The 26625-nt window shown below is 62.3% G+C and carries 29 protein-coding genes; 27 read left to right on the top strand and 2 right to left on the bottom strand.

The window, feature by feature from the left end; all coding sequences use genetic code 11:
- Positions 1-2 precede the first annotated feature (2 nt).
- The 18 genes from fliQ to C5F71_RS20980 all read left to right on the top strand — a co-directional run bounded on the left by fliQ (position 3) and on the right by C5F71_RS20980 (position 17343).
- Entirely contained in the window at positions 3-272 is a 270-nt protein-coding gene (gene fliQ, locus C5F71_RS20885; RefSeq protein WP_003192936.1) for a flagellar biosynthesis protein FliQ, read from the top strand.
- Positions 273-276: 4 nt separating this feature from the next.
- Complete coding sequence (fliR, locus tag C5F71_RS20890) at positions 277-1062, top strand: flagellar biosynthetic protein FliR (RefSeq protein ID WP_029292545.1); 786 nt, start codon at positions 277-279, stop codon at positions 1060-1062.
- 3 nt (positions 1063-1065) lie between these two features.
- Positions 1066-2202 carry a flagellar biosynthesis protein FlhB gene (gene flhB / locus C5F71_RS20895; protein WP_029292547.1) on the top strand — a complete coding sequence of 379 codons (1137 nt, stop codon included), beginning with the start codon at positions 1066-1068 and terminating at the stop codon, positions 2200-2202.
- Between the two features lie 328 nt (positions 2203-2530).
- Positions 2531-2734, top strand: coding sequence for a cold-shock protein (locus tag C5F71_RS20905; protein WP_104911847.1), 204 nt, complete (start codon positions 2531-2533; stop codon positions 2732-2734).
- Between the two features lie 134 nt (positions 2735-2868).
- Positions 2869-4983 (top strand): flagellar biosynthesis protein FlhA, encoded by a 2115-nt coding sequence (gene flhA, locus C5F71_RS20910; RefSeq protein WP_169852090.1) that lies wholly within the window; start codon positions 2869-2871, stop codon positions 4981-4983.
- 11 nt (positions 4984-4994) lie between these two features.
- The gene (gene flhF, locus C5F71_RS20915; RefSeq protein ID WP_029292553.1) at positions 4995-6311 is read left to right on the top strand and encodes a flagellar biosynthesis protein FlhF; all 1317 of its coding nucleotides are present in this window, start codon (positions 4995-4997) and stop codon (positions 6309-6311) included.
- 100 nt (positions 6312-6411) lie between these two features.
- On the top strand, positions 6412-7245 hold the full coding sequence (fleN, locus tag C5F71_RS20920; protein ID WP_003192912.1) for a flagellar synthesis regulator FleN: 834 nt from the start codon (positions 6412-6414) through the stop codon (positions 7243-7245).
- Positions 7242-7982, top strand: a complete 741-nt coding sequence (gene fliA / locus C5F71_RS20925) for an RNA polymerase sigma factor FliA (protein WP_029292560.1) — start codon at positions 7242-7244, stop codon at positions 7980-7982. The genes fleN and fliA overlap by 4 nt, the downstream gene beginning before the upstream one ends.
- A gap of 168 nt (positions 7983-8150) precedes the next feature.
- Positions 8151-8525: a chemotaxis response regulator CheY gene (locus C5F71_RS20930; protein ID WP_005790040.1), complete on the top strand. Its 375-nt coding sequence runs from the start codon at positions 8151-8153 to the stop codon at positions 8523-8525.
- 18 nt (positions 8526-8543) lie between these two features.
- Entirely contained in the window at positions 8544-9332 is a 789-nt protein-coding gene (locus C5F71_RS20935; RefSeq protein WP_104911848.1) for a protein phosphatase CheZ, read from the top strand.
- 12 nt (positions 9333-9344) lie between these two features.
- Positions 9345-11552, top strand: a complete 2208-nt coding sequence (locus C5F71_RS20940) for a chemotaxis protein CheA (RefSeq protein WP_092234575.1) — start codon at positions 9345-9347, stop codon at positions 11550-11552.
- Between the two features lie 49 nt (positions 11553-11601).
- Entirely contained in the window at positions 11602-12723 is a 1122-nt protein-coding gene (locus C5F71_RS20945) for a chemotaxis response regulator protein-glutamate methylesterase (protein WP_029292568.1), read from the top strand.
- Entirely contained in the window at positions 12723-13463 is a 741-nt protein-coding gene (locus tag C5F71_RS20950; protein ID WP_029292570.1) for a flagellar motor protein, read from the top strand. The genes C5F71_RS20945 and C5F71_RS20950 overlap by 1 nt, the downstream gene beginning before the upstream one ends.
- 316 nt (positions 13464-13779) lie before the next feature.
- Positions 13780-14667 (top strand): flagellar motor protein MotD, encoded by an 888-nt coding sequence (motD, locus tag C5F71_RS20960; protein ID WP_029292572.1) that lies wholly within the window; start codon positions 13780-13782, stop codon positions 14665-14667.
- Between the two features lie 51 nt (positions 14668-14718).
- Positions 14719-15507, top strand: a complete 789-nt coding sequence (locus C5F71_RS20965; protein WP_029292574.1) for a ParA family protein — start codon at positions 14719-14721, stop codon at positions 15505-15507.
- Between the two features lie 84 nt (positions 15508-15591).
- Positions 15592-16389, top strand: coding sequence for a CheW domain-containing protein (locus C5F71_RS20970; protein WP_104911850.1), 798 nt, complete (start codon positions 15592-15594; stop codon positions 16387-16389).
- Between the two features lie 75 nt (positions 16390-16464).
- Complete coding sequence (locus C5F71_RS20975; protein WP_029292578.1) at positions 16465-16950, top strand: chemotaxis protein CheW; 486 nt, start codon at positions 16465-16467, stop codon at positions 16948-16950.
- A complete protein-coding gene (locus tag C5F71_RS20980) occupies positions 16951-17343 on the top strand; it encodes a DUF2802 domain-containing protein (protein ID WP_104911851.1) in 393 nt (130 codons plus the stop codon).
- 228 nt (positions 17344-17571) lie between these two features.
- On the opposite strand, the gene C5F71_RS20985 is transcribed toward C5F71_RS20980, so the two are convergent.
- Positions 17572-17901 carry an EscU/YscU/HrcU family type III secretion system export apparatus switch protein gene (locus C5F71_RS20985; RefSeq protein ID WP_029292582.1) on the bottom strand — a complete coding sequence of 110 codons (330 nt, stop codon included), beginning with the start codon at positions 17899-17901 and terminating at the stop codon, positions 17572-17574.
- On the bottom strand, positions 17898-19475 hold the full coding sequence (locus C5F71_RS20990; RefSeq protein ID WP_104911852.1) for a flagellar hook-length control protein FliK: 1578 nt from the start codon (positions 19473-19475) through the stop codon (positions 17898-17900). Before C5F71_RS20990 ends, C5F71_RS20985 begins: the two co-directional genes overlap by 4 nt.
- Before the next feature lie 251 nt (positions 19476-19726).
- Between C5F71_RS20990 and ccmA the strand changes: the two genes are divergently transcribed.
- The 9 genes from ccmA to ccmI all read left to right on the top strand — a co-directional run bounded on the left by ccmA (position 19727) and on the right by ccmI (position 26620).
- Entirely contained in the window at positions 19727-20308 is a 582-nt protein-coding gene (gene ccmA, locus C5F71_RS20995) for a cytochrome c biogenesis heme-transporting ATPase CcmA (RefSeq protein WP_235860999.1), read from the top strand.
- On the top strand, positions 20305-20973 hold the full coding sequence (gene ccmB, locus C5F71_RS21000) for a heme exporter protein CcmB (protein WP_029292588.1): 669 nt from the start codon (positions 20305-20307) through the stop codon (positions 20971-20973). Before ccmA ends, ccmB begins: the two co-directional genes overlap by 4 nt.
- Positions 20974-21058: 85 nt before the next feature.
- Positions 21059-21814 carry a heme ABC transporter permease gene (locus tag C5F71_RS21005; protein WP_104911853.1) on the top strand — a complete coding sequence of 252 codons (756 nt, stop codon included), beginning with the start codon at positions 21059-21061 and terminating at the stop codon, positions 21812-21814.
- Entirely contained in the window at positions 21811-21987 is a 177-nt protein-coding gene (gene ccmD, locus C5F71_RS21010; RefSeq protein WP_029292593.1) for a heme exporter protein CcmD, read from the top strand. The genes C5F71_RS21005 and ccmD overlap by 4 nt, the downstream gene beginning before the upstream one ends.
- A complete protein-coding gene (ccmE, locus tag C5F71_RS21015) occupies positions 21984-22439 on the top strand; it encodes a cytochrome c maturation protein CcmE (protein WP_104911854.1) in 456 nt (151 codons plus the stop codon). The genes ccmD and ccmE overlap by 4 nt, the downstream gene beginning before the upstream one ends.
- A gap of 3 nt (positions 22440-22442) precedes the next feature.
- On the top strand, positions 22443-24431 hold the full coding sequence (locus C5F71_RS21020) for a heme lyase CcmF/NrfE family subunit (RefSeq protein ID WP_104911855.1): 1989 nt from the start codon (positions 22443-22445) through the stop codon (positions 24429-24431).
- Positions 24428-24964, top strand: a complete 537-nt coding sequence (locus C5F71_RS21025) for a DsbE family thiol:disulfide interchange protein (RefSeq protein WP_104911856.1) — start codon at positions 24428-24430, stop codon at positions 24962-24964. The genes C5F71_RS21020 and C5F71_RS21025 overlap by 4 nt, the downstream gene beginning before the upstream one ends.
- The gene (locus C5F71_RS21030) at positions 24961-25434 is read left to right on the top strand and encodes a cytochrome c-type biogenesis protein (protein ID WP_104911857.1); all 474 of its coding nucleotides are present in this window, start codon (positions 24961-24963) and stop codon (positions 25432-25434) included. Before C5F71_RS21025 ends, C5F71_RS21030 begins: the two co-directional genes overlap by 4 nt.
- The gene (ccmI, locus tag C5F71_RS21035; protein ID WP_104911858.1) at positions 25427-26620 is read left to right on the top strand and encodes a c-type cytochrome biogenesis protein CcmI; all 1194 of its coding nucleotides are present in this window, start codon (positions 25427-25429) and stop codon (positions 26618-26620) included. The genes C5F71_RS21030 and ccmI overlap by 8 nt, the downstream gene beginning before the upstream one ends.
- The last annotated feature ends 5 nt before the right edge of the window (positions 26621-26625 follow it).

Below are 26625 nucleotides of genomic sequence, written 5' to 3' on the forward strand. Positions count from 1 at the left end.
CCATGACTCCGGAAGTCGCCGTCGACCTGTTTCGTGAAGCACTGTGGCTGACCACCCTGATGGTCGCCGTGCTGGTGGTGCCCAGCCTGTTGGTAGGTTTGCTGGTGGCGATGTTCCAGGCCGCCACGCAGATCAACGAACAAACCTTGAGCTTCCTTCCGCGCTTGCTGGTGATGCTGGTGACGCTGATCGTTGCCGGCCCCTGGCTGGTGCAGACCTTCATGGAATACATCCTGCAGTTGTACGGCAGTATTCCGCAGTTGATCGGCTGACCTGATGCAGTCCTTGCTGGCGTTGACCGACACCCAGATCAGCACCTGGGTGGCTGCGTTCATCCTGCCGCTGTTTCGGGTGGGCGCCTTGCTGATGACCATGCCGGTGATCGGTACCACGCTGGTTCCCAAGCGCGTACGCCTGTTTTTCACGGTAGCGATTACGGTGGTCATCGTGCCGACGTTGCCAGCGATGCCGCCGGTCAACGCCCTGGACCTCAGTGCGCTGTTGCTGATCGCCGAACAGATCCTGATCGGCGCCTTGATGGGCTTCTCCCTGACCCTGTTCTTCCAGGCTTTCGTGATTGCCGGGCAAATCGTCTCGATCCAGATGGGTATGGGCTTCGCCTCCATGGTCGACCCCACCAACGGCGTATCGGTGGCGGTGATCGGGCAGTTCCTGACCATGCTGGTGACCTTGCTGTTTCTGGCAATGAACGGCCATCTGGTGGCGTTCGAGATCCTCACCGAGAGCTTCACCACTTTGCCGGTGGGCGAGGGCTTGATCGTCAATCACTTCTGGGAAGTGGTCGGCCGCCTCAGTTGGGTGCTGGGCGCCGCGTTGCTGCTGGTGCTGCCGGCGATCACCGCGTTGCTGGTGGTCAACATTGCCTTCGGCGTGATGACCCGCGCTGCGCCGCAGTTGAACATCTTCGCCATTGGTTTCCCGCTGACCCTGGTGTTGGGCCTGGGGATTTTCTGGGTCGGCCTGGCTGACATTCTCAATCAGTATCAACCGCTGGCCAGTGACGCCTTGCAGTTCTTACGTGATCTGGCACGGGCGCGCTGAGCCATGGCCGAGAGCGAGAGTGGTCAGGACAAAACAGAAGACCCCACGGAGAAACGTAAAAAGGACTCCAGGGAAAAGGGCGAGATTGCCCGCTCCAAAGAGCTCAACACCCTCGCGGTGATGCTCGCCGGTGCCGGTGGCCTGCTGATCTACGGCGGCGGCCTGGCCCAGGACCTGATGGAAATCATGAAGCACAACTTCTCCCTGCCCCGGGAAGTGCTGCTGGACCCGCGTGCCATGGGCATCTACCTGCTGCATTCGGGGAAGATCGCGATCCTTGCCGCGCAACCGGTGCTGATTACCTTGCTCCTGGCGGCGATCATCGGGCCGATCTCCTTGGGCGGCTGGCTGTTTGCAGCCGGCAGCCTGGCGCCAAAATTCAGCCGGATGAACCCCGGTGCCGGGATCAAGCGCATGTTCTCCGCCAAGGCCGTGGTGGAGCTGCTCAAGGCCTTGGCGAAATTCTTTATCATCCTGTTCGTGGCACTGGTGGTGTTGAAGTCAGATATCGACGACCTGCTGCGTATCGCCCATGAGCCGCTGGACCTGGCAATCATCCATAGCGTGCAGTTGGTGGGGTGGAGCTCATTGTGGATGGCCTGCGGGCTGATCCTGATTGCAGCGGTGGATGCGCCGATCCAGCTGTGGGAAAGCCACAAGAAACTGCTGATGACCAAGCAGGAAGTGCGCGACGAGCACAAGGACCAGGAAGGTAAGCCGGAAGTGAAGCAGCGCATCCGCCAGCTGCAGCGGGAGATGTCCCAGCGCAAGATGATGGCTTCGGTGCCCGATGCCGACGTGGTCATCACCAACCCGACCCACTATGCCGTGGCGCTCAAATACGACGCCGAGAAGGGCGGTGCGCCGCTGTTGCTGGCCAAGGGCAGTGACTTCACCGCCTTGAAAATCCGCGAAATCGCCCAGGCCAACGACATCCTGCTGCTGGAGTCACCGGCGCTGGCGCGTTCGATCTTCTACTCAACCGACCTTGACCATGAAATCCCGGCCGGGCTGTACCTGGCGGTGGCGCAGGTACTGGCCTATGTCTACCAGATCCGCCAATACCGTGCGGGTAAGGGCAAGCGTCCGGATCCGCTCAAGGATTTGCCGATTCCGCCGGATTTGCAGCGCGATTCCTGAGTAGCAACTGGGGGCTTGCCTGGGTTTTAGGGGTTTGTTTGTGGCGAGCGGGCTTGCCCCGCGCTGGGCTGCGAAGCAGCCCCAAAACCAGCCACCTCGGTTTGCCTGGCACTACGCGGCGGCCCTATTGGGGCTGCTACGCAGCCCAGCGCGGGGCAAGCCCGCTCGCCACAGACAAATCCACAACCCACAGACGATCCATAAGCCCCCTGCAAGCCCTTACCATCGGTCTGAAGTTGCGCGCAACCTGTCAACTTTGACAGTAGCCAGCACCCGTGCAGCGCGTTCTGATAGGTCGTGAGAAATGTGCTGATCCGGGAGACGGGCAATGGCAACGGGCACAGTGAAGTGGTTCAGCGATTCAAAGGGCTTTGGCTTTATTACGACGGACGGTGGCGCAGAGGACCTGTTTGTTCACTTTTCCGGCATTGTCGGTACGGGATTCAAAACGCTAACTGAGGGCCAAAAGGTCGAGTTCAGTGTCATCGAGGGTCCAAAAGGCAAGCAAGCGGTAGACGTCAAGCCGCTCTAGCCAGCATCCTGGCGTACCACCGGTAGTCCTCAAGCAAAAGTTGGAAGGCTTCTTGCAACAGCGCCTTCAAGTCGCCTCCTGGCGTCAAAGTTTTGCTTCAAGGGACACGAGGAATACCGGTGGATCGCTCTAATATGTTCAGCACAGCCCGTGGCACCCTGACAGACCTCTCGCGAGGCAATCTGGGTGTGCCGCTGTTGCTGCTGGTGATGCTGGCAATGATGATGTTGCCGATGCCGCCGTTCCTGCTGGACGTGTTCTTCACCTTCAACATTGCCCTGTCGATCGTCGTGCTGCTGGTCTGCGTCTACGCGCTGCGGCCGTTGGATTTCGCGGTCTTCCCTACCATTTTGCTGGTTGCCACGCTGCTGCGCCTGGCCCTTAACGTGGCCTCCACGCGGGTGGTGATGCTGCACGGCCAGGACGGTCACGCTGCGGCGGGCAAGGTGATCCAGGCCTTCGGCGAGGTGGTGATCGGCGGTAACTACGTGGTCGGTATCGTGGTGTTTGCGATCCTGATGATCATCAACTTCGTGGTAGTGACCAAGGGTGCCGGGCGCATCTCCGAGGTGAGCGCGCGGTTTACCCTCGACGCGATGCCCGGCAAGCAAATGGCAATCGACGCCGACCTCAACGCTGGCCTGATCGACCAGAACCAGGCCAAGGCCCGCCGTTCCGAGGTGGCCCAGGAAGCCGAGTTCTACGGCTCCATGGACGGTGCGAGCAAGTTCGTGCGCGGCGACGCCATCGCCGGCCTGCTGATCCTGTTTATCAACCTGATCGGCGGCATGGCGGTGGGGATCTTCCAGCACGGCATGACTTTCGGCGATGCGGGCAAGGTGTACGCCCTGCTGACCATCGGTGACGGATTAGTGGCGCAATTGCCATCACTGTTGTTATCAACAGCTGCGGCGATCATGGTGACCCGTGCGTCCGGCTCCGAAGACATGGGCAAGCAGATCAACCGCCAGATGTTCGCCTCGCCCAAGGCCCTGGCCGTGGCGGCCGGCATCATGGCGATCATGGGCATCGTGCCGGGCATGCCGCATTTCTCGTTCCTGAGTATGGCCGCCCTGGCCGCTGGCGGCGCGTACCTGTTCTGGAAGAAGCAGAACACGGTCAAGGTCCAGGCCTTGAAAGAGGTGGAACGCCAGCAGGACCTGCTGCCGTCGCCGGCCCGTGCCCAGGAAACCAAGGAGTTGGGCTGGGATGACGTGACGCCCATCGACATGATCGGCCTGGAAGTCGGCTACCGCCTGATCCCCCTGGTGGACCGCAACCAGGGCGGCCAGTTGCTGGCGCGGATCAAGGGTGTGCGCAAGAAGCTGTCCCAGGACCTGGGCTTTTTGATGCCCACCGTGCATATCCGCGACAACCTCGACCTGGCCCCCAGTGCCTATCGCCTGACGCTGATGGGCGTGACCCTGGCCGAAGCCGAGATCTATCCCGACCGCGAGTTGGCAATCAACCCCGGGCAGGTATTTGGCACCCTGAGCGGCATAACCGCCAAAGATCCGGCTTTTGGTCTGGACGCGGTGTGGATCGAAGTCAGCCAGCGGAGCCAGGCACAATCGCTGGGTTACACCGTGGTCGACGCCAGTACCGTGGTTGCCACGCACCTCAACCAGATTCTGTACAAGCACTCCCACGAGCTGATTGGCCACGAAGAAGTCCAGCAACTCATGCAATTGCTGGCCAAAGCCTCGCCTAAACTGGCCGAAGAGCTGGTGCCGGGGGTGTTGTCACTGTCGCAACTGCTCAAGGTTTTGCAGGCGCTGTTGGCCGAACAGGTGCCGGTGCGCGATATTCGCAGCATTGCCGAGGCTGTCGCCAACAATGCTGCCAAGAGTCAAGATACTGCCGCGCTGGTGGCAGCGGTGCGCGTCGGTTTGTCGCGTGCCATCGTCCAAAGCATTGTAGGGCTTGACTCTGAGCTGCCTGTAATCACCTTGGAACCAAGGTTGGAACAAATATTGCTCAATAGTATCCAGAAGGCCGGACAAGGCCAGGAAGAGGGCGTCTTGCTGGAGCCAAGCATGGCTGAAAAGCTCCAGCGTTCGTTGATCGACGCCGCACAACGTCAGGAAATGCAGGGCCAACCGGTGATTCTGCTGGTAGCCGGCCCCGTCCGGGCGATGTTGTCGCGGTTTGGACGCCTGGCAGTACCGAATTTGCACGTATTGGCTTATCAGGAAATTCCTGACAACAAGCAAGTGACTATCGTCGCGACAGTAGGGCCCAACGGCTGAGGTAGTGGGTTATGCAAGTAAAGCGTTTTTTCGCCGCCGATATGCGTCAGGCCATGAAGCTGGTTCGTGATGAACTGGGCGCCGACGCAGCGATTATCGGTAACCGTCGCATTGCCGGCGGTGTCGAGCTGACGGCTGCCCTGGATTACAAACCCCAGGCCTTGGCGCCGCGCGTGCCAAACATGGAACTCGAAGACGAGTTGCGCAAGACCGCCTCGCGCATTGTCTCGGCCCAGGCCGAGCTGAGCATGCGTGGCGACAGCGATGCGACCACCAACCGCCAACTGTTTGCCGGCCTGCCGCTGACCGCGGCCGAGCCCCTGGTGGAGCCGACCTTCGTCGAGCCGCCGCGCCCTGCTGCGCCGGCGCCGGCTGCGGCGGTCGACCAGCGCGTGTTCGACTCGATGCGCTTTGAACTCAACGGCCTGCGCGAACTGCTGGAAGTGCAGTTGGGCTCGCTGGCCTGGAACCAGTTGCAAGGCAGCAAGCCGCAACAGGCCAACCTCTGGCGTCGCCTGCAACGCATCGGTTTGTCTGGCCCGTTGTCGCGCGACCTGCTGGAGCTGACCACCGGTATCGAAGAACCTCGCCAGGCCTGGCGCATGCTGCTGGCCCACCTGGCGCGGATGATCCAGACCCCGGAAATCGAACCCCTTGAAGAAGGTGGCGTGATTGCCATGGTCGGCCCTGCCGGCATGGGCAAGACCACCACCCTGGCCAAGCTGGCCGCCCGTTATGTACTCAAGTACGGCGCCCACAATATTGCCCTGGTGAGCATGGACAGCTACCGCATCGGTGCCCAGGAACAGCTCAAGACGCTGGGCCGCATCCTCAATGTGCCGGTGACCCATGTCGACCCGGGCCAATCCCTGGCCAACGCCCTCGACCCGCTGCTGCGCAAGCGCGTGGTGCTGATCGATACCGCCGGCCTGCAAGCCAGCGATCCGGCGTTGCGCATGCAACTGGAAAGCCTGGCCGGGCGTGGGATCAAGTCGAAAAATTACCTGGTACTTGCAACAACCAGCCAAAAACAGGTTCTGACTGCTGCGTACCACAGCTACAAGCGTTGCGGGCTGGCCGGTTGCATCCTGACTAAGCTGGATGAAACGGCAAGCCTGGGCGAAGTGTTGAGCCTTGCCATCAGCCATGAACTACCGGTCGCCTACCTGACCGACGGGCCGCGGATCCCGGATGACTTGCATCTGCCGCGCCGTCATCAGTTGGTCAGCCGTGCAGTCAGTGTGCAAATGCAGGACGAACCCAGTGAAGAGGCGATGGCGGATATGTTCGCCGACCTCTATCACAACCCAGCCAAGCGGGTCGGCTGAAGGCAACATGAAACACAGTGCAATGTACCTACATCGATGGTCTGCTACCGCGGCCACCCTATGTAGCCTGCGGCTAAGCAAGACAAGGTAAAGAAAGAACATGGGCAGCATGCATCCCGTACAGGTGATCGCGGTGACCGGCGGCAAAGGTGGCGTCGGGAAAACTAACGTGTCAGTGAATTTGTCCCTGGCCCTGGCAGAGCTTGGCCGCCGCGTCATGCTGCTGGATGCCGACCTGGGCCTGGCGAACGTTGACGTTCTGCTGGGACTGACGCCCAAACACACCCTGGCCGATGTCATCGAGGGCCGCTGTGAGCTGCGCGACGTGCTGTTGCAGGGGCCAGGGGGGATTCGTATCGTCCCGGCCGCCTCCGGCACCCAGAGCATGGTGCATCTGAGCCCGGCGCAGCATGCCGGCCTGATCCAGGCCTTCAGTGATATCGGCGACAACCTCGACGTGCTGGTGATCGACACCGCCGCCGGGATCGGCGAGTCGGTGGTCAGCTTCGTACGCGCCGCGCAGGAAGTGTTGCTGGTGGTCTGCGACGAACCCACCTCGATCACCGACGCCTACGCCCTGATCAAGCTGCTCAACCGCGACTACGGCATGAACCGCTTCCGCGTGCTGGCCAACATGGCCCAGAGCCCGCAAGAGGGGCGCAACCTGTTCGCCAAGTTGACCAAGGTCACGGATCGCTTCCTCGATGTCGCCTTACAATACGTCGGCGCAGTTCCCTATGACGAGTGTGTGCGCAAGGCTGTGCAAAAGCAGCGTGCAGTCTATGAAGCGTTCCCTCGTTCGAAATGCGCGTTGGCGTTCAAGGCAATTGCTCAGAAGGTCGATACCTGGCCACTGCCCGCCAATCCCCGGGGGCATCTGGAGTTTTTCGTCGAGCGATTGGTGCATCAGACGAGTGCAGGACCGGTGCTATGACAGCCAGCGGCTACAACCTTTACAAAAAATCAGCGCGTGACAGCCAGGGCGAATTGATCGAGCGCTATGCGCCTCTGGTCAAGCGCATTGCCTACCACCTGCTGGCACGCCTGCCCGCCAGTGTCCAGGTCGAAGACCTGATCCAGGCGGGGATGATCGGCCTGCTCGAAGTGTCGACCAAGTACGACGCGAGCAAGGGTGCGAGTTTCGAGACGTATGCGGGTATCCGCATCCGTGGCGCGATGCTCGATGAAGTGCGTAAAGGTGATTGGGCGCCGCGTTCGGTCCACCGCAATACCCGGATGGTGAGTGACGCAATTCGCTCAATTGAAGCAAAAACCGGTCGCGACGCTAAAGATCACGAAGTTGCGGCCGAACTCCAATTGAGTCTCGACGATTACTACGGGATTTTGAACGATACCTTGGGCAGCCGCCTGTTCAGTTTCGACGACCTGCTACAGGACGGCGAACATGAAGGGCTGCACGAGGACGGCGCGAGCGCTCACCAGGAGCCTTCACGCGACCTGGAAGATGAACGCTTCCAGGGCGCCCTGGCAGAGGCGATTGCCAACCTGCCGGAGCGTGAGCGGCTGGTGTTGGCGCTGTACTACGACGAAGAGCTGAACCTCAAGGAAATCGGTGAGGTCCTGGGGGTCAGCGAATCGCGGGTCAGCCAGCTACATAGCCAATGCGCGGCCCGCTTGCGGGGGCGTTTGGGAGAGTGGCGAGCGCGCTGACAGGCAGTGTGGGGACACTGTGAGCGATAACCGCCAGGGCGCAAGCCGGGCGGGAGCGGCTCGTGGTGCGCCCCGGCAGTCCTTTTTGTGTAATGCCTGTTGAATGATATGGCGCGCCCAGGTGCTGGACGCGTTTAAGACTGCTTGGAGGTCGAATTGGACAAGAACATGAAAATCCTCATCGTTGATGACTTCTCAACGATGCGGCGGATCATAAAAAACCTGTTGCGTGACCTTGGGTTCACTAACACGGTCGAGGCGGATGACGGTATTACGGCGATTCCGATCCTCAACAGCGGGAGCATCGACTTTCTGGTAACCGACTGGAACATGCCTGGCATGACCGGTATCGATCTACTGCGCCACGTGCGCGCGGATGAAAAACTGCGCAGCCTGCCTGTGCTGATGGTGACCGCTGAAGCCAAGCGTGAACAGATCATCGAAGCCGCCCAGGCGGGGGTCAACGGCTACGTGGTCAAGCCATTCACTGCACTGGCCTTGAAAGAGAAGATTGAAAAAATCTTCGAACGCATCGGTCATTGATGCTGCCACGGGGGAGCTATGGAGCATAAAGAATCATCGCAGGCCGACTTTGAGTCGACCCTGAAAAAACATGCTCATCAACTCGTCGAAAGCCTGGAAAAAGGCCAGTTCGGCGACGCAGTGCAGTTGATCCATGAGCTCAACCAGACCCGCGACCGCGGCCTGTACCAGGAAGTGGGCAAGCTCACCCGTGAGTTGCACAGTGCGATCGTCAATTTCCAGATCGACCCGCACATGCCCCAGGCCGAGGAAATCTCGCAGATCACCGATGCCACCGAACGCCTGTCCTACGTGGTCAGGCTGACTGAGGCGGCAGCCAATCGCACCATGGACCTGGTGGAAAACGCCACGCCTCTGGTGAACGGCATGGCCAATGAGGCCAAGGCGTTGAGCGCTGACTGGGGGCGCTTCATGCGTCGCGAAGTAGGCGCAGAAGAATTTCGTGACCTGGCGCGTCGGGTCGAAGGTTTTCTGTCACGCAGCGAGCAGGAAAACCGTACGGTTTCCAGCAACCTCAATGACATTCTGCTGGCCCAGGATTACCAGGACCTCACCGGTCAGGTGATCAAGCGTGTGACCCTGCTGGTCACTGAAGTGGAAAGCAACTTGCTCAAGCTGGTGCTGATGGCTGGCCAGGTCGACCGTTTTGCCGGCATCGAACATGACCGCGAAGCGATCCTCTCGGAAAAAGATCCACAAAAACACCTCGCCAAGGGTGAAGGTCCGCAGATTCATGCCGATAAACGTGAAGACGTTATGTCAGGTCAAGATGACGTAGACGATTTGCTGTCCAGTTTAGGCTTCTAAGGAGCACGCAATATGAGCTTCGGCGCCGATGAAGAAATCCTTCAGGATTTCCTTGTAGAGGCCGGCGAAATTCTAGAGCAGTTGTCCGAGCAACTGGTCGAGCTGGAAAGCCGACCGGATGATGCGAACCTGCTCAATGCAATTTTTCGCGGTTTTCACACTGTAAAAGGGGGCGCCGGCTTCCTCCAGCTCCATGAGCTGGTGGAGTGCTGCCACATCGCCGAAAACGTGTTCGACATCCTGCGCAAGGGTGAGCGGCACGTTGATTCGGAATTGATGGACGTGATCCTCGAAGCCCTGGACGCGGTCAACGGCATGTTCAATGAAGTGCGTGAACGCGCACCGATTACTGCCGCCACCCCGGAACTGCTGGCCGCCCTGGCGCGCCTGGCAGAACCTGCCGCCCTGGCCGCCGCCCCGGTGGTTGAAGCTGCGCCTGAACCGGTTGCCGAACCCGACGTTACCGACAGCGAATTCGAACAACTGCTGGACTCCCTCAATGCCGTCAAGGCCGAGGCCGAAGCACCGGCAGCGGCTGCGCCGGCCATGGTGCCGACCAGCGAAGACATCACCGACGCCGAGTTCGAGTCCTTGCTCGACCAGTTGCACGGCAAGGGCCAGTTCGCGCCGGACGCCGTGGCGGCCACACCGCCGCCTGTGGAGGCTGCTGCGCCAGCGGCCAGCACCGATATCACCGACGACGAATTTGAAGCGCTGCTCGATCAGTTGCATGGCAAGGGCTCGTTTGCTGCCGATGCGTTGCCGGCAGTCGCTGCGGCGGCTGCACCTGCTGCTGCGGCGCCTGCTGCCGCACCGGCAGCGGATGGCCTGATCACCGACCACGAATTCGAATCCCTGCTGGACGAATTGCACGGCAAGGGCAAGTTCTCTGAAGTGGCGCCTGCCGCCGCAGCCACCGCGACCGCTACAGCAGTGGTGGCCAAACCGGCACCCGCTGCCGCCAAGGCCGCTGCACCGGCTCCAGCACGTGCCGCCGCCCCGGCGCCAGCCCGCGCGCCGGCCGCTGCCGAAAAAGCCCCGGCCAGTGAAGCCGAAACCACCGTGCGGGTAGATACCGCGCGCCTGGACGACATCATGAACATGGTCGGCGAACTGGTGCTGGTGCGTAACCGCCTGGTGCGCCTGGGCTTGAACAGTGGCGACGAAGCCATGCAAAAGGCCGTGTCGAACCTCGACGTGGTCACTGCCGACCTGCAGACCGCGGTGATGAAGACGCGCATGCAGCCGATCAAGAAGGTCTTCGGGCGCTTCCCGCGCCTGGTCCGTGACTTGGCCCGGCAGTTGAAAAAAGAGATCGCCCTGGAACTGGTGGGCGAAGAAACCGACCTCGACAAAAACCTGGTCGAGGCCCTGGCCGACCCGCTGGTCCACTTGGTGCGCAACGCGGTTGACCACGGTGTGGAAACCCCGGAAGAGCGCGAAGCCAGCGGCAAGCCGCGCCTGGGCAAAGTGATTCTGGCGGCCGAACAGGAAGGCGACCATATCCTGCTGTCGATCACCGATGACGGCAAAGGCATGGACTCCAATATCCTGCGCGGCATCGCGGTCAAGCGCGGCGTTATGGACAAGGACGCGGCCGATCGCCTGACCGATACCGAGTGCTACAACCTGATTTTTGCCCCGGGCTTCTCGACCAAGACCGAGATTTCCGACGTGTCCGGCCGTGGCGTGGGCATGGACGTGGTGAAGACCAAGATCAGCCAGCTCAACGGCTCGATCAATATTTACTCGACCAAGGGCCAGGGCTCGAAGATCGTCATCAAGGTGCCGTTGACCCTGGCGATCATGCCGACCCTGATGGTGATGCTGGGCAACCAGGCGTTCGCCTTCCCGCTGGTCAACGTCAACGAGATCTTCCACCTCGACCTGTCGCGCACCAATGTGGTCGACGGCCAGGAAGTGGTGATCGTGCGGGACAAGGCCCTGCCTTTGTTCTACCTCAAGCGTTGGCTGGTGGCATCCGCCGCTCATGAAGAGCAGCGCGAAGGCCACGTGGTGATCCTGTCCGTGGGCACCCAGCGTATCGGCTTTGTCGTCGATCAACTGGTTGGCCAGGAAGAAGTGGTCATCAAGCCATTGGGCAAGATGCTGCAAGGAACGCCAGGCATGTCGGGTGCGACCATTACCGGTGACGGTCGGATCGCGCTGATTCTCGATGTTCCGAGCATGCTCAAGCGTTACGCCGCACGGCGTATTTGATTCGGCCCGGGCAGGGCGATTGTCCCTCGCCCGGCCTAACGGAGTGGTTATGGTAGTCAAGGTTCTGGTGGTGGATGATTCGGGTTTCTTCCGCCGCCGCGTCTCGGAAATTCTTTCAGCGGATTCCAACATCCAGGTGGTCGGTACGGCCACCAACGGCAAAGAGGCGATTGATCAGGCCCTGGCGTTGAAGCCGGACGTGATCACCATGGACTACGAGATGCCGATGATGGATGGCATCACTGCCGTGCGCCACATCATGCAGCGTTGCCCGACCCCGGTGTTGATGTTCTCGTCGCTGACCCACGAAGGCGCCCGGGTGACCCTCGATGCGCTGGACGCTGGCGCCGTGGACTTTCTGCCGAAGAATTTCGAAGACATCTCGCGCAACCCCGAGAAGGTCAAGCAGATGCTCTGCGAGAAGGTGCACAGCATCTCGCGCAGCAACCGCAGCAGCTTCCGGGCCCCGGTGGCTCCCGCTCCGGTAGCGGCGCCTGCACCGACCAGCAGCAGTTTCGGGCGTCCGGCTCCCGCGCCAGTGGCACGGCCTGCCGTGGCGCCGACGCGCACGGCGGCGCCAACTCCTGCGTCGCCTGCGCCCAAGCGCAAGGCCTACAAACTGGTGGCGATCGGTACGTCCACCGGCGGCCCGGTGGCCTTGCAGCGCGTCCTGACCCAGTTGCCCGCCAACTTCCCCGCGCCCATCGTGCTGATCCAGCACATGCCCGCCGCATTTACCAAGGCCTTTGCCGAGCGCCTGGACAAGCTGTGCCGCATCAGCGTCAAGGAAGCCGAAGACGGCGATATCCTGCGCCCGGGCCTGGCCTTGCTGGCCCCCGGTGGCAAGCAAATGATGGTCGACGGTCGCGGCGCGGTGAAAATCCTGCCGGGTGATGAGCGTCTGAACTACAAGCCGTGTGTGGATATCACCTTCGGTTCGGCCGCCAAGTCCTACGGTGACAAAGTTCTGGCGGTGGTCCTCACCGGCATGGGCGCGGACGGTCGCGAAGGCGCGCGCCTGCTCAAGCAGGGCGGTAGCTCGATCTGGGCCCAGGACGAAGCCAGTTGCGTGATCTATGGCATGCCCATGGCCATCGTCAAGGCCGACCTGGCCGACGCGGTCTACAGCCTGGATGACATCGGCAAGCACCTAGTGGAGGCCTGTCACTGATGGATGTGTTGAGCCTGGTTGGGATACTCCTGGCGTTTGTCGCCATTATTGGCGGCAATTACCTGGAAGGCGGCCACCTTGGCGCCCTGGCCAACGGCCCGGCAGCGCTGATCGTGATCGGTGGCACCGTCGGCGCGGCGCTGTTGCAGTCACCCCTGAGCTCATTCAAGCGGGCCATGCAGATCCTGGTGTGGATCATTTTCCCGCCGCGCGTGGACCTGGCCGGCGGTATCGACCGCGTGGTCAACTGGAGCCTCACCGCCCGCAAGGAAGGCCTGCTCGGCCTTGAAGGCGTAGCCGATGCCGAGCCCGACAGCTACGCGCGCAAAGGCCTGCAACTGCTGGTCGACGGCGCCGAGCCGGAAGCGATCCGCAGCATCCTCGAAGTGGACTTCTACACCCAGGAAAGCCGCGATATCAACGCGGCCAAAGTTTTCGAAAGCATGGGCGGCTATGCGCCGACCATCGGCATCATCGGTGCGGTCATGGGCCTGATCCACGTGATGGGCAACCTGGCCGACCCCTCGCAACTGGGCAGCGGCATTGCCGTGGCATTTGTCGCCACCATCTATGGCGTGGCCAGTGCCAACCTGTTGCTGCTGCCGATTGCCAGCAAGCTCAAATCCATTGCCATGCGCCAGTCCCGCTACCGGGAAATGCTCCTGGAGGGCATCCTGTCGATTGCCGAGGGCGAGAACCCGCGCTCCATCGAACTGAAGCTCCAGGGCTTCATGGATTGATGGCTATGAGTATCGGCGCCGAGCAGGCTGGTTGTGGTGGTGGCTGTGGCTTTAGCTGTGGCTGTGGCTGTGGCTGTGGTTGTGGTTGTGGTTGTGGTTGTGGCTGTGGCGAGCGGGCTTGCCCCGCGCTGGGCTGCGTAGCAGCCCCAAAACCTGGATCGGCAAACTGTCTGACACTGCGCGGTGGTTATTTTAGGGCCGCTTCGCAGCCCAGCGCGGGGCAAGCCCGCTCGCCACAGCAAGCCCGGCTGCCACAGCAAGCCCGCATGCCACGACAGGCCCAGTTGCCACAGCAAGCCTGCGAGGGGGATTGCCTGTGAGCCGTCGTCGCCGCGAGCCTGAAGAGCACGTCAACCATGAGCGCTGGCTGGTGTCCTACGCCGACTTCATCACCTTGCTGTTCGCCTTCTTCGTGGTGATGTACTCCATTTCCTCGATCAACGAAGGCAAGTACAAAGTCATCTCCGAAGCCCTGGTGGGCGTCTTTACCGATTCCGACCGGGCCCTCAAGCCGATTCCCATTGGCGACGAGCGGCCCAAGACCATGACCCCGGCCAAGCCCCTGGTCAAGGACAGCGACGAGACCGACGCCGGTATCAGTGGCGGCAGCGATCCGCTCAAGAGCATCGCCGACGATATCAGTGCGGCCTTTGGCGACCTGATCAGCTCCAACCAGATGACCATTCGCGGCAACGAGCTGTGGGTGGAGATCGAGCTCAATTCCAGCCTGCTGTTCGCCAGCGCCGATGCGCTGCCCAGTGATATTGCGTTCAGCATCATCGATAAGGTGGCGGCCATCCTCAAACCCTTCGACAACCCGATCCACGTCGAAGGTTTTACCGATGACCAGCCGATCCACACTGCGCAATTTCCCACTAACTGGGAGCTGTCGTCGGCGCGTTCGGCGAGCATCGTGCGCATGCTGGCGATGCAGGGCGTGAACCCTGGGCGCCTGGCGTCGGTGGGGTATGGTGAATTCCAGCCCGTGGCCAATAATGCGACGGCCGAAGGCCGCGCGCGCAACCGCCGGGTGGTGTTGGTAGTGTCGCGCAACCTGGATGTGCGCCGCAGCCTGACCGCCACCGGCGCGGCCAATGCACAACCTGATGCTGCAATGAAGCGGGCTGGCACACAAACTGCACCGACGCCCGTAAAGCCGCCGGTTCGGGAGAGTGCCGTCAATTCTCCGTCACCGGCTCTATAACCTCGTGCTATTTCTCGGTCGAGCCAGTGCCTGCCGGGAGGAACAATCCGAATGAGAGTCTGGGCAGTTGCCAATCAAAAAGGTGGAGTCGGCAAGACCACCACCTCCATCGCCTTAGCCGGTCTGCTGGCCGAGGCGGGCAAGCGTGTGGTCATTGTCGACCTGGATCCCCACGGCTCGATGACCAGCTATTTCGGCTACGACCCCGATGCCCTGGAGCACAGTTGCTTCGACCTGTTCCTGCACAAGGGCAGTGTGCCCACCGGCTTGCCCGGGCAACTGCTGTTGCCCACCAGCAACGAGAAGATTTCCCTGCTGCCCTCCAGCACCGCCCTGGCGACCCTTGAGCGCCAGTCGCCGGGGCAGAGCGGCCTGGGCCTGGTGATCGCCAAGAGTCTGGCGCAACTGTGGCAGGACTTCGATTACGCAATCATCGACAGCCCGCCATTGCTCGGCGTGCTGATGGTCAATGCCCTGGCGGCCAGCCAGCAACTGGTGATCCCGGTGCAGACCGAACACCTGGCGGTCAAGGGCCTGGAGCGGATGGTCAGCACCCTGACCATGATCAACCGCTCACGCAAGCAGGCGTTGCCGTTCAGCATCGTGCCGACCCTGTTCGACCGTCGTACCCAGGCTTCCCTGGGCACCTTGCGCGTACTGCGCGACGCTTACCCGGACACCATCTGGCAAGGCTATATCCCGGTGGATACGCGCCTGCGTGACGCCAGCCGCGCGGGCCTGGCGCCGTCGCAATTCGATGGCAAGAGCCGTGGCGTACTGGCGTACCGCGCCTTGCTCAAGCACCTGCTGGCCCAGCAACTTGTGGCGCAGGTGGCGTGAAATGAACCTGAATTCAAGTCCACGGGGCATCCCGCCGATAACCTTTGAATACACGGTTAACGGGGCTTGCGCGTGGGCATACAGATGAGTCGTCCTGTCGATATCAAGACCCGGCCGCAACTGGCGCTGCAGTCCTACCTGGACGCGCTGCTGCAAGAGGCGACCGAGGAAGTGCTGCCCGAGCCGATCCTGGTGCTGGATGAAGCGCTGGCGGTGCCTGTGGTCGAGGCTGAGGCCGGCCTGGATGAGTTTCAACTGGCGGTCCTGGAAGAGCAGGCCCGTGATGCGGTGGTGCCGGTTGCCGTTGTGGTCGCGCCTGAGCCTGTACCGCTGGTGCTGGTACCGCCGGTGGCCGAGGTGCATCGGCCGCCGAGCATTACCCCGCCACCGGTGGAAACCGATGGTCGACCGGCCTGGGCTGCCGAGTCGTTCGAATGCCTGTTGTTCGATGTCGCCGGGCTGACACTGGCGGTGCCACTGGTGTGCCTGGGGTCGATCTACTCCCTGGAAGGCCAGGAACTGACGCCGTTGTTCGGCCAGCCGGAGTGGTTTCTCGGGATCCTGCCGAGCCAGGCCGGCAACCTCAAGGTGCTGGACACTGCGCGCTGGGTGATGCCCGACCGCTATCGCGATGATTTCCGCCAGGGCCTGCAATACGTGATTTCGGTGCAGGGCTACGAATGGGGGCTGGCGGTGCATCAGGTCAGCCGTTCGCTGCGCCTGGACCCCAACGAAATCAAATGGCGCAGCCACCGTGGCCAGCGGCCATGGCTGGCGGGCACGGTGATTGAACATATGTGCGCGCTGCTGGATGTCGCCGAATTGGCGGAGCTGATTGCCAGCGGCGCGGTAAAGGATCTGCCAGGTAACAAACGTACTTGATAAGAGGCGCAGCGCCACGGTGCTGCCAAAGAAGAACACACGCCGTTATCAACGGTATTTGAAGGGGTCAGGGGTATGAACAAGTCGTCAGCGTCCGCACAGGGTTTGGATGATCCGATTCTGCAATGGGTGACCTTCAAGCTGGACAACGAGTCCTACGGCATCAACGTGATGCGGGTGCAGGAAGTGCTGCGCTACACCGAAATCGCGCCAGTGCCGGGTGCGCCGAGCTACGTGCTGGGCATCATCAACCTGCGCGGCAACGTCGTGACCGTGATCGACACCCGCCAGCGCTTTGGCCTGATGCCGACTGAAGTCAACGACAACACCCGTATCGTCATCATCGAAGCCGACAAGCAAGTGGTCGGGATCATGGTCGACAGCGTGGCCGAAGTGGTTTACCTGCGTCAGTCGGAAGTCGAGACTGCGCCGAATGTCGGCAACGAAGAGTCGGCCAAGTTTATCCAGGGCGTATGCAACAAGAACGGCGAGCTGCTGATTCTGGTTGAGCTGGACAAGATGATGAGCGAAGAAGAGTGGTCGGACCTGGAGAACATCTGATTGATGCTTGAGGTAGCGGTAATCGTCCTGGCCCTGCTGTGGGTCGGGACCCTGGTGGTGTTGCTGCGTTATATGCGCCAACAACGCGAATTGGTGCTGCAGCAGGCCGAGCGCGACGCCGTGCGCGATCAACGTCTGCGCGAGATCGCCAAGCGCGTGGACAACTACCAGCAAAGCGCCGTGCGGGTGGGGGAGGACGTGCATGAACTGCGTTCAATCCTCGCCCCGTTGCCCGACAAACTGTCGGCACTGGAACAGCGCGACCCGGCCAACCTGTCCTTCGCCCAAGCGGCGAAGCTGGTGGGCATGGGCGCCACGGTGGACGAACTGACCCAATCCTGCGGCCTGACCCAGGCCGAGGCGCAGTTGATGAGCAAATTGCACAAAACCTGAACTGGCCGCAGTTCCCATGTGGAAGCGGGCCGTTGTGGCGAGCGGGCTGTTGTGGCGAGCGGGCTTGCCCCGCGTTGGGCTGCGCAGCAGCCCCAGTAAGCCGAATGCACTGTGTCAGATACACCATGGAGGCTGGTTTTGGGGCTGCTGCGCAGCCCAACGCGGGGCAAGCCCGCTCGCCACAATAGCTAGCTCCCACATTTTGGGTCGGCATACAGCCTTGGGATTTCAGTAATCATCCCCGCGCGCCGTCACATCCCGCTCCTCTGGCTCGGCATTCGGGTCATAGCCCACCGGGAATTTGCCCTTCAACGTCCAGGCAAACGCAATGATCTCGGCGATGGTCCGGTACAGCTCTTCGGGAATGCTGTCCCCCAGTTCCATGCGCGCCAGCAATTTCACCAGCTCGGCATTTTCATAAATCGGTACTTCGTGCTCCCGCGCCAACTTCAGAATGGCTTCGGCCAGGGCGTCGTCGCCTTTGGCGGTCAGGGCGGGAGCCGCTTTGCCGTCGTATTTGAGGGCGATGGCCTGGCGCGGTGGGTTGGGGTTTTTCATGCGGTTTCATCCACCCAGCGTTGTTCCAGCCCGGTCTTTGGCCCGCGGGGCGGGGTGCCGAGGTGGCAGTCGAGGTCGCCGACGTTGAGGCCCGACGACACCAGGCGTTCGCGCAGGCTACCCAGGTGGCTTTCGATCAGGCTGGCGGTAAACGGGCGGGTGGCCCACAACTGGCTGGAGAGTTTGCCTTCGCTCAGTTGCGCCTGGACCTGCAATGGGCCCAGGGGCTCCATGTCGAACGCCAGCTCCACGCGCCAGAGCATTTTTTTGGCGTCGCGTTCGATCTTGCGTTCAGGCTCGTCCTTGTCCGGCGCCGGTTCTTCGCGCTGGAATTTGACCTGCAGTGGCACGATGTCCTGCAGGGTACGCATGGGGATTTCCATCTGCCAGGTGGTTTGCAGGCGGCCGTCGGCGGTGGTGCCGGTCTGTTCCAGGCTCGACAATTGGTGGCTCTGCAAACGGGAGATGGCGCCGGCGGCCAGGCGCAGCAGGTTTTCCAGGCTGTTTTCACCCTCCAGGCGCTGCAACAGCCGCTCCGGCAAAGGGAAGCCGCCAGGTGCGGTGCGGGCGCCCATCTGGCCGAGGGTGCCCAAGGGGCTACGCACAAAACTGGGCAGCATCTGCGCCAGGGTGTTGGCGGCCAGGATGGCATTGAGATTGGTGCTGGCGGGGAGGGCGGGCATCAGCTCGGCCACCAGGCGCAGCAGGCTGCCCTTCATGTCCAGAGGCGGGACCAACGGATTTTGCCCGGCCAGCAGCTTGGCCTCCAGCAGCGCGCCGCTGTTGTGCAGCAATTGCGCCAGCACCTTGGGGTTACTGACTTGGGCCAGGTCGGGCATGCCGGCCAGCACCCGCTCTACCGCTGCGCGCAGATCCGCCGGCAGGTCGGCAGTGCGCGGCAGGTTTTGCAGGGCGCTGAGCAAGCCTTCCAGTGAGCCCTGGCGGCTTTGCTGAGTCGCCAATTGCTGACTGACTGCCAGTTGATCGCGCAGCCCGCTCAAAGGCACGAAATCCAGGGTCTGCGCGCCCTGTACCACGGCGCTGAGCAAGCTGCCGACGCGCAGCGGCTGCGGGCTTTCCAGGGTCAGGGTGGTGCCGCTCAAGGCGCTGTTGAGCACCGACACCAGCGAGCGGTACAGCGCCGGTTGCCCGGCGCCCTGGGGCAGCATCTGCGAGGTCAGGACCTTGGCTTGCAGCAAGGTGCCCAACGGCAATTGATTGGTGTCGATTCGGGTCAGGGCCGCGACATTGGCGCTGAGGGCCTGTTGCAGGCTGATGGCCAGGTCGCCGGACGCCGTCTGGCTCACCGCGACGTTGCTGCCCAGGGGCAGCGGCTGGCTGCTGGCGGCCTGTACCAGGGTTTGGCGGCCACCTTCGAGGGTCAGCTTGAGCAATAGCTGAAAGGCTTCACCGCCTTGCTTGAGCGCCAGCACCTCGGCGTTCACGGTTTTTCCGGCGTCGATCAAGCCTGTCTGGGGCTCCAGCAGTTTCAGCAGTTCGCCCACTGCAGGCGCAGGCCTGGGCCCGGTGGCCGGGGCTGGGGGGAGGGTCGGAAGGTTGATGTCACCGGTCATCGTGGCCGCCGTCTCAAGGAAATTGCCCTCTTTAGAGTAGGGCATCGCATGTATAATGCCGCCCGTCTTCAAAGAGCGGGTCAAAAACATCACAACTGATTGATCCAGCTCTCTAAAACAGGCCGCCAATGCAGTTATTGTGCATCTCTTTAACGGCCGTTCCACCGCCGACTTGAACCGTAAAGGCCCGCGATCTTGTGACCAGTCCACTACTTGAAGCCGTTGCGCTTGCCTGTGAGCGAGACCTGCGGATGCTGTTCGAACACCTCGAACTGCGTCTGGCGGGCGGCGACATGGTGCAGATCAGTGGGCCCAACGGCAGCGGCAAGACCAGCCTGCTGCGCCTGCTGGCCGGTTTGATGCAGCCTACGGCAGGGCAGGTGCGCCTTAACGGCAAACCGCTGCACGAACAACGCACGGAGCTGGCGCGCAACCTGCTGTGGATTGGCCACGCCGCCGGGATCAAGGATGTGCTGACGGCTGAAGAAAACCTCAGTTGGCTCAGCGCCCTGCATCACCCGGCTACGCGCGAGTCCATCTGGCAGGCCCTGGCCGCCGTGGGCCTGAAGGGTTTCGAAGATGTTCCCTGCCATACCCTGTCGGCCGGCCAGCAACGCCGCGTGGCCCTGGCCCGGCTGTACCTGGATGGCCCGCCGCTGTGGATCCTCGACGAACCGTTCACCGCCCTCGACAAACAGGGCGTGGCCCAGCTTGAAGAACACCTGGCCCGGCATTGCGAGCAGGGTGGCATGGTGGTCCTCACCACCCATCACACCTTGACCCGCATGCCCGCCGGCTACCGTGACCTGGACCTGGGGCGGTGGTCGGTATGAGTGTCTTTGCCCTGTTGGTCGCCCGCGAAGCTCGCTTGCTGTGTCGCCGCCCGGCCGAGTTGGCCAACCCGCTGGTGTTTTTTGCGATTGTCATCGCCTTGTTCCCTTTGGCGGTCGGCCCCGAGACTAAACTGTTGCAAACCTTGTCTCCGGGACTGGTGTGGGTAGCGGCACTTTTGTCCGTCCTGCTCTCGCTGGACGGGCTGTTTCGCAGTGATTTCGAAGATGGATCCCTCGAACAGTGGGTCCTTTCGTCGCACCCCCTGCCTCTTCTGGTACTGGCCAAGGTACTGGCACACTGGGCCTTCTCCGGCCTGGCGCTGGTCCTGCTCGCGCCGCTGCTGGCGATGATGTTGGGACTGCCTTCCGAATGCCTGCCGGTGCTGCTGGCCTCGTTGTTGCTAGGCACCCCGGTGCTGAGCCTGCTGGGGGCCGTCGGTGCGGCACTGACCGTCGGCTTGAAGCGCGGTGGGCTGTTGCTGGCCTTGCTGATTTTGCCTTTGTATATCCCGGTGTTGATCCTGGGCAGCGGCGCCTTGCAGGCCGCGCTCATGGGGATGCCGGCGACCGGTTACCTCTTGTGGCTTGGCAGCCTGACCGCCCTGGCGGTAACCCTGACACCCTTTGCTATAGCGGCCGGCCTGAAAATCAGCGTCGGCGAATAATGAGGTCTGACCCAGTGTTTTCACTGAGTCAGTAAAGACCCTAAGCTTCTTGCAACGACAAGAAGCAACCGTGATGGAAACAGCAATGAACTGGACCTGGTTTCACAAGCTCGGCTCGCCCAAGTGGTTCTATGGCATCAGCGGCAAAATGCTGCCCTGGCTCGCCGTCGCCGCCTTCCTGCTGATCGGTATCGGCCTGGTCTGGGGCCTGGCCTTCGCGCCGCCGGATTACCAGCAGGGCAATAGCTTTCGCATCATCTATATCCACGTTCCCGCCGCGCTGCTGGCCCAGTCCTGCTACGTGATGCTGGCGGTGTGCGGCATCGTCGGCCTGGTATGGAAGATGAAGCTGGCCGACGTCGCCCTGCAATGCGCCGCGCCCATCGGTGCGTGGATGACCGCGGTGGCGCTGCTGACCGGGGCGATCTGGGGCAAGCCGACCTGGGGTTCGTGGTGGGTCTGGGATGCGCGACTAACGTCCATGTTGATCCTGCTGTTTCTGTACTTCGGTCTGATTGCCCTGGGCAACGGGATCAGCAATCGTGAGAGTGCCGCAAAGGCCTGCGCGGTGCTGGCGATTGTCGGCGTGATCAATATCCCGATCATCAAGTACTCCGTGGAGTGGTGGAACACCCTGCACCAGGGCGCCACCTTCACCCTCACCGAAAAACCGGCGATGCCCGTGGAAATGTGGGCGCCGCTGCTGCTGATGGTCCTGGGCTTCTACTGCTTTTTCGGCGCGGTGCTGCTGATGCGCATGCGCCTCGAAGTGCTCAAGCGTGAAGCCCGCGCCAGCTGGGTCAAGGTCGAAGTGCAAAACAGCCTGGGAGCCCGTGGATGAGTTTCGCCTCTTTCAGTGATTTTCTCGCCATGGGCCACCACGGCCTGTACGTCTGGACCGCCTATGGCATCAGCCTGGCAGTCCTGGCCCTCAACGTCGTTGCGCCGATCCTGGCCCGCAAGCGTTACCTGCAACAAGAGGCGCGTCGTCTGCGCCGGGAGACCGATAAGTGAATCCGCTGCGTAGAAAGCGTCTGTTGATCATCCTTGCCATCCTGGTGGGCGTCGGCGTTGCCGTGGGCCTGGCCTTGAGCGCCTTGCAGCAGAACATCAACCTGTTCTATACCCCGACCCAGATCGCCAATGGCGAAGCGCCGCAAGACACGCGCATCCGTGCCGGTGGCATGGTCGAGGCCGGCTCCCTGAAACGTTCCGGCGACTCCCTGGACGTGACCTTCGTGGTCACCGACTTCAACAAATCCGTGACCATCACCTACCGTGGCATCCTCCCGGACCTGTTCCGCGAAGGGCAGGGCATCGTGGCCCTCGGCAAGATCAACGCCCAGGGCGTGGTGGTGGCCGACGAAGTGCTGGCCAAGCACGATGAAAAATACATGCCACCGGAAGTGACCAAGGCCCTGAAAGAAAGCGGCCAATCCGCGCCAACCCCAGCCAAGGAGGGTTAAGCAATGACCTCTACATTGTTTATTCCCGAGTTGGGCCAGTTGGCGATGATCCTCGCCCTGTGCTTTGCCATCGTCCAGGCCATCGTGCCGCTGCTGGGCGCCTGGCGCGGTGATCGGCTGTGGATGAGCCTGGCGCAACCCGCCGCCTGGGGCCAGTTCGCGTTCCTGGCGTTCGCCTTTGGTTGCCTGACCTACGCCTTTATGACCGACGACTTTTCCGTCGCCTATGTCGCCAGCAACTCCAACAGCGCCTTGCCCTGGTACTACAAGTTCAGCGCCGTCTGGGGTGCCCACGAAGGCTCCCTGCTGCTGTGGGCCTTCATCCTCGGCGGCTGGACCTTTGCGGTGTCGGTGTTCTCCCGGCAGTTGCCGCAAGTGATGCTGGCGCGGGTGCTGGCGGTGATGGGCATGATCAGCATCGGCTTCCTGCTGTTCTTGATCATGACCTCCAACCCGTTCGAGCGGATTCTGCCGCAGATTCCCGTGGACGGTCGCGACCTCAACCCGCTGCTGCAGGATATCGGCCTGATCGTCCACCCGCCGATGCTGTACATGGGCTATGTGGGCTTCTCCGTGGCTTTCGCCTTTGCCATCGCCGCCTTGCTCGGCGGGCGTCTCGACGCCGCCTGGGCGCGCTGGTCGCGGCCGTGGACCATCGTCGCCTGGGCCTTCCTGGGTATCGGCATCACCCTGGGCTCGTGGTGGGCCTACTATGAACTCGGCTGGGGCGGCTGGTGGTTCTGGGACCCGGTGGAAAACGCCTCCTTCATGCCCTGGCTGGTGGGCACGGCACTGATTCACTCCTTGGCAGTCACCGAAAAACGCGGCGTGTTCAAGAGCTGGACGGTTTTGTTGGCCATTGCCGCCTTCTCCCTGAGCCTGCTGGGCACCTTCCTCGTGCGTTCCGGCGTGCTGACGTCGGTGCATGCGTTCGCTGCCGACCCTGAGCGCGGCGTGTTCATCCTGATCTTCCTGCTCTGCGTGGTGGGCGGCTCGCTGACCCTGTTCGCCCTGCGTGCGCCGGTGGTCAAGAGCCACGTGGGCTTCAACCTGTGGTCGCGGGAAACCCTGCTGCTGGGGAACAACCTGGTCCTGGTGGTCGCCGCTTCGATGATCCTGCTGGGCACCCTGTACCCGCTGGTGCTCGATGCCCTGACCGGCGCCAAGCTGTCGGTCGGCCCGCCGTACTTCAACGCCTTGTTCATCCCGTTGATGGGCCTGCTGATGGTGGTAATGGCCATTGGCGTGCTGGTGCGCTGGAAAGACACCCCGGTCAAATGGCTGCTGGGCATGCTGACCCCGGTGCTGCTGGGCAGTGCCGCCTTGTCGGTGATTGCCGGGATTGCCTACGGCGACTTCAACTGGGCCGTGCTCGCGACCTTCATGCTGGCGGCCTGGGTGTTGCTGGCCGGCGTGCGCGATATCTTCGACAAGACCCGCCACAAGGGCCTGATCAAAGGCCTGCCGACCCTGACCCGCAGTTACTGGGGCATGCAGGTCGCCCACATCGGCATTGCCGTGTGTGCCCTGGGCGTGGTGTTGTCCAGCCAGAACAGCGCCGAACGCGACCTGCGCCTGGCGCCTGGCGAGTCCATGGACCTGGCGGGCTACCAGTTCGTGTTTGAAGGCGCCAAGCACTTCGAAGGGCCGAACTTCACTTCCGACAAAGGCACCGTGCGCGTGGTGCGCAATGGCAAGCAAATCGCCGTGCTGCACCCGGAGAAACGCCTGTACACCGTGCAAAGCTCGATGATGACCGAAGCCGGGATCGACGCCGGGTTCACCCGTGATCTCTACGTGGCACTGGGCGAGCCGTTGGGCGATGGCGCCTGGGCTGTGCGCGTGCACGTCAAACCGTTTGTGCGCTGGATCTGGTTCGGTGGCCTGCTGACCGGCTTCGGCGGGTTGCTGGCCGCGATGGACCGGCGTTACCGGGTCAAGGTCAAGAGCCGGGTGCGTGAAGCCCTTGGCATGCAAGGAGCCGCTGTATGAAGCGTTGGTTGATGGTATTGCCGCTGGCGCTGTTTCTGCTGGTCGCGGTGTTTTTATATCGCGGCCTGTACCTGAACCCGGCCGAGCTGCCGTCGGCGATGATCGGCAAGCCGTTCCCGGCGTTCTCGCTGCCGACGGTGCAGGGCGACAAAACCCTGACCCAGGCCGATCTGATCGGCAAACCGGCGCTGGTCAACGTGTGGGCCACCTGGTGCATTTCGTGCCGCGTGGAACACCCGGTGCTGAACAAGCTGGCCGAGAAGGGCGTGGTGATCTACGGCATCAACTACAAGGACGACAATGCGGCGGCCTTGAAGTGGCTGGCGGAATTTCACAACCCGTACCAGTTGGACGTGCGCGATGAAGACGGCAACCTGGGCTTGAACCTCGGCGTCTACGGTGCCCCGGAAACCTTCTTTATCGACGCCAAGGGCGTGATCCGCGACAAGTTCGTGGGGGTGATCGACGAAGTGGTCTGGCGCGAACAACTGGCGGCCAAGTACCAGGCCCTGGTGGATGAGGCCAAGCCATGAAGCGTTGGCTGACCGCTGCTGTACTGGCGCTGGGGCTGGTGGGCGTGGCACATGCCGCCATCGACACCTATGAATTCGCCCGGGATGGCGACCGCGAGCGTTTCCGCGAGCTGACCAAGGAACTGCGCTGCCCCAAGTGCCAGAACCAGGACATCGCCGACTCCAACGCGCCGATTGCCGCCGACCTGCGCAAGGAGATTTTCCGCATGTTGGGCGAGGGCAAGGACAACCAGCAGATCATCGACTTCATGGTTGATCGCTACGGTGAGTTCGTCCGCTACAAGCCGGCGTTGACCGGCAAGACCGCCTTGCTCTGGTTTGGCCCCGCTGCCCTGTTGCTGGGCGGCCTGGTCGTCATGGCTATGATCGTCCGCCGTCGCCGTGCGGCTCCCACCGATGGCAGCGACGCGCTATCTGCCCAAGAGCGCCAACGCCTCGACCAACTGCTGGACAAAAAAACTGATGATTGATTTCTGGCTCGCAGCTGGCCTGCTGCTCCTGGTTGCCTTGAGTTTCCTGTTGATCCCGGTGTTGCGCGTACGTCGCGCCCAGCGTGAAGAAGACCGCACCGCGCTGAACGTCGCGCTGTATCAGGAACGTGTTGCCGAACTGCAAACCCAACAAAGCGAAGGCGTGCTCAACGCGGCGCAACTCGACACCGGTCGTGCCGAAGCCGCCCGTGAATTGCTGGCCGATACCGAAGGTGTGGAAAAGCCCCGGGAATCGCGCCTGGGCAAACCGCTGCCACTGCTGGCCGCGGTGCTGGTGCCGGTATTGGGCCTGGCGCTGTACCTGCATTACGGCGCCATCGACAAAGTTGAACTGACCCGCGAATTCGCCGAGCCGCCGGTGTCGCTTGCCGACATGACCCAGCGCCTGGAACGGGCAGCGGCGGCGCAACCGGATTCGGCCGAAGGCCTGTACTTCCTGGGGCGCGCCTACATGGCCCAGGACCGCTCGGCGGATGCGGCCAAGGTCTTCGAGCGCGCCGTGGCCCTGGCCGGTCGCCAGCCGGAACTGCTCGGGCAGTGGGCCCAGGCGCAGTACTTTGCCAACAACAAGCAATGGTCGCCGCAGCTTCAGGCCTTGACCGACGAAGCGCTGAAGCTCGATCCGAAGGAAGTCACCAGCCTCGGCCTGCTGGGCATCGCCGCCTTTGAGAGCCAGCGCTACCAGGATGCCATCGACTACTGGAACCGCCTGCTGGCCCAGTTGCCGGAGCAGGACAACTCCCGCGCAGCGCTGCAAGGCGGCATCGACCGCGCCGCCGAGAAGTTGAAAGAAGGTGGCGGTGTTGTCGCCCCGACCGTCAAGAGCGCCGTGATGAAAGTGCGTGTGGACCTCGCGGCTGACGTCAAAGCCCGTGCGCTGCCGACTGACAGCGTCTTCATCTTCGCCCGTGCTGTTTCCGGCCCGCCGGCGCCACTGGCGGCCAAGCGCGTGACCGTGGCCGACCTGCCGGTGACCGTCGAACTGGGTGATGCCGACGCGATGATGCCGCAGTTGAAACTGTCCAACTTCGCCGAAGTCCAACTGGTTGCGCGCATCTCACGGGCCGGTCAACCGACTGCCGGCGAGTGGATCGGCCACAGTCAACCCCTGGCCAGCAGCATCACCACGACCCAGCAGTTGACCATCGACAGTCCGGATCAATAATTTCG

It is taken from the genome of Pseudomonas sp. LG1D9 (assembly GCF_002949995.1).
In the GTDB taxonomy this organism is placed as follows: Bacteria; Pseudomonadota; Gammaproteobacteria; order Pseudomonadales; family Pseudomonadaceae; genus Aquipseudomonas; species Aquipseudomonas proteolytica.